4 protein-coding genes are annotated in these 5,423 nt (G+C 65.1%); all 4 read right to left on the bottom strand.

The annotated features are described in order from the left end of the window. Nucleotides 1–366 precede the first annotated feature (366 nt). Complete coding sequence (gene typA / locus FKP22_RS19905; RefSeq protein WP_141289441.1) at nt 367–2,190, bottom strand: translational GTPase TypA; 1,824 nt, start codon at nt 2,188–2,190, stop codon at nt 367–369. A gap of 13 nt (nt 2,191–2,203) precedes the next feature. Further along, the gene (truB, locus tag FKP22_RS19900; protein ID WP_141289440.1) at nt 2,204–3,184 is read right to left on the bottom strand and encodes a tRNA pseudouridine(55) synthase TruB; all 981 of its coding nucleotides are present in this window, start codon (nt 3,182–3,184) and stop codon (nt 2,204–2,206) included. Nucleotides 3,185–3,215: 31 nt separating this feature from the next. Beyond that, complete coding sequence (gene rbfA / locus FKP22_RS19895) at nt 3,216–3,602, bottom strand: 30S ribosome-binding factor RbfA (protein ID WP_141289439.1); 387 nt, start codon at nt 3,600–3,602, stop codon at nt 3,216–3,218. A gap of 70 nt (nt 3,603–3,672) precedes the next feature. Next, on the bottom strand, nt 3,673–5,423 hold a 1,751-nt coding region (gene infB / locus FKP22_RS19890), incomplete at its 5' end, for a translation initiation factor IF-2 (protein WP_141289438.1).

Raw genomic sequence — 5,423 nt, 5'->3', positions numbered from 1 at the left:
CGTGAGCGAGCGCCGCAGCGCCTCACTCCCCATCAGCCACGGCAACAGCAGCGCCAGCGACGCGGCCGCACCGGCGCTACGCCAGAAGGTCTGCTCGGCCGCCAGCCCGGGCGCGTCGAGCTGGCGCGTGACCACGCCAGCGATGCTCCACATCAAGGTGGCCAGCATCATCGTCGCCACGGCTCGGCCGTGACCCATTGCTTGTCTTGGTTCCATCACTGCTACGCGTCAAAAAGAACAAAGCCGCCCGAAGGCGGCTTTCACAGCGAGACCGCAGAGCGGGGCCGGCGCCGGGCCGCCCCAAGGCGGCACCGCCAACCCGCTCGGCGGGTGGTCTCAGGTATTTCCTGGGACCGGGTGCCCCATTCAGCCCCTGGAGGCGCGCTTGCGGTCGTGTTCGCTGAGGTGGCGTTTGCGCACGCGGATGCTCTTGGGCGTGATCTCGACCAGCTCGTCGTCCTCGATGAACTCGACGCCGTATTCCAGCGTCAGGTCGATCGGGGGCGTGATCTTGATCGCATCTTCCTTGCCCGAGACGCGGAAGTTGGTCAGCTGCTTGGTGCGGGTTGCGTTGACGACCAGGTCGTTGTCGCGGCTGTGGATGCCGACGATCATGCCTTCGTAGACCGGATCGTTCGGCTTGACGAACATGCGGCCGCGGTCGTCCAGCTTGCCCAGCGCGTAGGTGAAGATTTCACCCGCATCCATCGAGATCAGCACGCCGTTCTTGCGGCTGGCGATCTCGCCCTTGTGCGGCTCGTAGCCATCGAAGATGTTGCTGATCAGGCCCGAACCACGGGTCAGGTTCAGGAACTCGTTCGAGAAACCGATCAGGCCACGCGCCGGGATGCGGTATTCCAGGCGCACGCGGCCGCGGCCGTCCGGCTCCATGTTGACCAGCTCGCCCTTGCGCTCGCCCAGTGCCTGCATCACGCCGCCCTGGTGGGTTTCTTCCACGTCGGCGGTGACCAGCTCGATCGGCTCGTGCTTGACGCCGTCCACGTCGTGGAACACCACGCGCGGCTTCGAAACCGCCAGCTCGTAGCCTTCACGGCGCATGTTTTCCAGCAGGATGGTCAGGTGCAGTTCGCCGCGGCCCATCACCTCGAAGATGCCGTCTTCGTCGGTTTCCTTGACGCGCAGCGCCACATTGCTCTGCAGTTCCTTCTGCAGGCGGTCCCAGATCTGGCGGCTGGTGACGTACTTGCCTTCGCGGCCAGCCAGCGGGCTGGTGTTGACGCAGAAGTTCATCGTCAGCGTCGGCTCGTCGACCTTCAGCATCGGCAGCGGAGCCGGGTTGGCCACGCTGGTGACGGTGACGCCGATGCCGATCTCGTCAATGCCGTTGATCAGCACGATGTCGCCCGGGCCGGCTTCGGTGACCTGCACGCGGTCCAGGCCCTGGAAGGTCAGCACGTTGTTGACACGGCCCTTGGTGGCCTTGCCGTCCGGGCCTTCCATCACCAGCACGTCCATCGCCGGCTTGATCGTGCCCTGGCTGATGCGGCCCACGCCGATGCGGCCGACGAAGGTGGAGTAATCCAGTGCCGAGATCTGCAGCTGCAGCGGAGCTTCCGGATCGCCTTCCTGGGCCGGCACGTGACGCAGCACGGTGTTGAACAGGGCCGACATGTCCGGGCCCCACTGTTCACCGGGCGCGCCTTCGGTCAGCGAGGTCCAGCCATTGATGCCGGAGGCGTAGACGACGGGGAAGTCCAGCTGCTCGTCGTTGGCGCCCAGCTTGTCGAACAGGTCGAAAGCAGCGTTGATGACGGCGTCCGGCTTGGCGCCCGGCTTGTCGACCTTGTTGACGACGACGATGGGCTTCAGGCCCAGCGCCAGCGCCTTCTTGGTCACGAAGCGGGTCTGCGGCATCGGGCCTTCCTGGGCGTCGATCAGCAGCACCACGCCGTCGACCATGGACAGCGCACGTTCGACTTCACCGCCGAAGTCCGCGTGGCCCGGGGTGTCGACGATGTTGATGTGCGTGCCTTCCCAGCTGACCGCGCAGTTCTTGGCCAGGATGGTGATGCCACGCTCACGTTCGATGGCATTGCTGTCCATCACGGTGTCGATCACCTTCTCGTGGTCGGCGAAGGTGCCCGACTGACGCAGCAGTTGGTCAACCATGGTGGTCTTGCCATGGTCCACGTGGGCAATGATGGCAATGTTGCGGATCTGTCGGCTCATGGGAGAGGTCTTTCTAAGAAACCAGCAAGGCCTGCACCTCGACGGGGCTGAGCAGGCGGTCGGCGATCAATTCGCCAGCAAGAATGTGGCCACTGCCCAAAAAGGCAGCGGAGCAATCGGGGCCAAGAAACCTCGGGAGCGGCCCCTCGGCTCCTTGAGGGCCGTAAACCCGCACGGCCGGGGTGTCCGGAAGCGCCACGCGACGGCGCAATCCGGTGAGAAAACGGGCCGCTTCGGTGTCCGGCAGGCTCAGGGCCGGCCAGTCAGCGAGCAGCGTATCGGGCCGCTGCAGCCTTGCATCGCGTGCATCGGCATCCTCCTCGGCCAATTGAGTCAGCGTCACGGCCTGCGCCAGGCCCAGCCCGCCGCTGTGTGTGCGGCGCAGTGCAGCCAGGTGGGCACCACAGCCCAGCAGCTCGCCCAGGTCCTGGGCCAGCGTGCGCACGTAGGTGCCTTTGGTGCAGCGCACGTCCAGCGTGAGCAACAACTCGTCAGGCTGCCACGAGACGATGTCCAGCCGATGAATCGTGACCCGGCGCGCTGCACGCTCGACCTCGATGCCGGCGCGGGCGTATTCGTACAGCGCCCGACCATCCTTCTTCAACGCCGACTGCATTGGCGGAATCTGGTCGATCGGGCCCAGGAAACTGGCGACAGCATGAAGCAGTTGCTCGCCGGTGACATTGACCGGGCGCTCGGCGAGGATCTCGCCTTCGCGGTCGCCGCCCACGGTCGTCTGGCCCAGCCGCAGCGTGGCCAGGTAGCCCTTGTCGGCATCCAGGCTGACCTGCGAGAACTTTGTCGCCGCACCGAAGCAGATCGGCAGCAGGCCGGTGGCCAGCGGGTCCAGCGTGCCGGTGTGGCCGGCCTTTTCGGCGCGGTACAGCCACTTGACCTTCTGCAACGCATCGTTGCTCGACAGGCCGATGGGCTTGTCGAGCAACAGCACGCCGTGCAGGGCACGACGTTGGATGCGGGGCTTGGCGGAATTCATCGGCGTTGGCTTGGAAAAAGAGAAAACTCGGTCAGTCCTGCGGACCACCGGGTTCGTCGTCCTTGGCCCGGGTGGCGTTGGCACGGTTGATCAGGCTGCTGAGTTCGGCAGCGCGCGAAGTCGTCTGGTCGAACTTGAAGTGCAGCGTTGGCACGGTGTGGATGGCCAGGCGCTTGAACAAGCCGTTGCGGACAAAGCCGGCAGCCTCGTTCAGCGCGATCTCGGTCTCAACCGGATCGCCCACCAGCAGCGAGAACAGCACCTTGGCATGCGCGTAGTCCGGCGTGACCTCGACCGCATTGATCGTGACCATGCCGATGCGCGGGTCCTTCAGGTCGCGGATCAGCTCGGCCACGTCGCGCTGGATCTGGTCGGCCACGCGGAAGCTGCGGTTGGGGATGTTGCGTTTGTGTCGCATCTGGATGTGCTCCGGAAGTAAAAACCCCGCCGTTTCCGGCGGGGTTCTAGGGTGAAACCCGACCCCGCTTTTACAGCGTGCGTGCCACTTCCTTGACCTCGAAGAATTCCAACTGATCACCTTCCTTGATGTCGTTGTAGTTCTTGAGCTTGATACCGCACTCGAAGCCTTCCTTGACCTCGCGGACATCGTCCTTCTCGCGCCGGACGGATTCGACTTCGCCGGTGTAGACCACGATGTTGTCGCGCAGCAGGCGGAACTTCGCGTTGCGGCGAACCAGGCCGGAAGTGACCATCGAGCCGGCCACGGTGCCGATCTTGGAGGCCACGAAGACCACGCGGATCTCGGCCGTGCCCAGCGCTTCTTCGCGCTGCTCCGGTGCCAGCATGCCGCCCATTGCTGCCTTCACCTCATCCACGGCGTCGTAGATGATGTTGTAGTAGCGCAGGTCGACACCGCTGTGCTCGGCCAGCTTGCGGGCTTGCGCGTCGGCACGGGTGTTGAAGCCGATGATGATGGCCTTGGAGGCGATCGCCAGGTTGACGTCCGACTCGCTGATGCCGCCCACCGCGGCGTGCACGATCTGCACCTTGACCTCGTCGGTCGACAGCTTGAGCAGCGAAGAAGCCAGGGCTTCCTGCGAACCTTGCACGTCGGCCTTGATGATCAGCGGCAGCGCCTGGGCAGCACCTTGGCCCATGGTCTCGAACATGTTCTCCAGCTTTGCAGCCTGGCGCCTGTTCAAGGTCACTTCGCGGTACTTGCCCTGGCGGAAGGTGGCGATTTCACGGGCGCGGCGTTCATCCGACAGCACCATGAAGTCATCACCTGCCTGCGGCACTTCGGTCAGGCCCTGGATTTCCACCGGGATCGACGGGCCGGCTTCGGCCAAGGCCTTGCCGTCTTCGTCCAGCATGGCACGCACGCGGCCGAAGCTGGAGCCTGCCAGGATCACGTCGCCACGCTTGAGCGTGCCGGACTGGATCAGCACGCTGGCGACCGGGCCGCGGCCCTTGTCCAGGCGGGCTTCGATCACGATGCCCTTGGCCATTGCCTGCGCCGGCGCCTTCAGCTCCAGCACTTCGGCCTGCAGCAGCACCTGTTCCAGCAGCTCGTCGATGCCGACGCCGGTCTTGGACGACACGCCCACGAACGGCGATTCGCCACCGAACTCTTCCGGCACGACCTGCTCGGCCACCAGCTCGCCCTTCAGGCGTTCGGTGTTCGAGTCCGGCTTGTCGATCTTGGTCATGGCCACGACGATGGGCACGCCCGCCGCCTTGGCATGGTGGATCGCTTCCTTGGTCTGCGGCATCACGCCATCGTCCGCCGCGACCACCAGGATCACGATGTCGGTGGCCTTGGCGCCACGAGCCCGCATCGCCGTGAAGGCCGCGTGACCCGGGGTGTCCAGGAAGGTGATCATGCCGCGCGGCGTTTCCACGTGGTACGCGCCGATGTGCTGCGTGATGCCACCCGCTTCGCCAGCGGCCACGCGGCTGCGGCGGATGTAGTCCAGCAGCGAGGTCTTGCCGTGGTCGACGTGGCCCATCACCGTCACGACCGGTGCACGCGAGAGCGCCTCGCCGGAGGCTGCGGCTTCTTCCTCTTCCGAGAAAGCTTCCGGGTCATCCAGCTTGGCGGCCAGCGCCTTGTGGCCCATTTCCTCGACCAGGATCATGGCCGTCTCTTGGTCCAGCTGCTGGTTGATGGTGACCATCTGGCCCAGCTTCATCAGGGCCTTGATCAGCTCACCCGCCTTGACCGACATCTTGTGTGCCAGGTCGGCGACCGAAATGGTCTCCGGCACGTGCACTTCCT

This window comes from Ideonella azotifigens, assembly GCF_006519715.1.
GTDB lineage: Bacteria > Pseudomonadota > Gammaproteobacteria > Burkholderiales > Burkholderiaceae_C > Ideonella > Ideonella azotifigens.
This window is presented reverse-complemented; position numbering and strand designations above follow the sequence as displayed.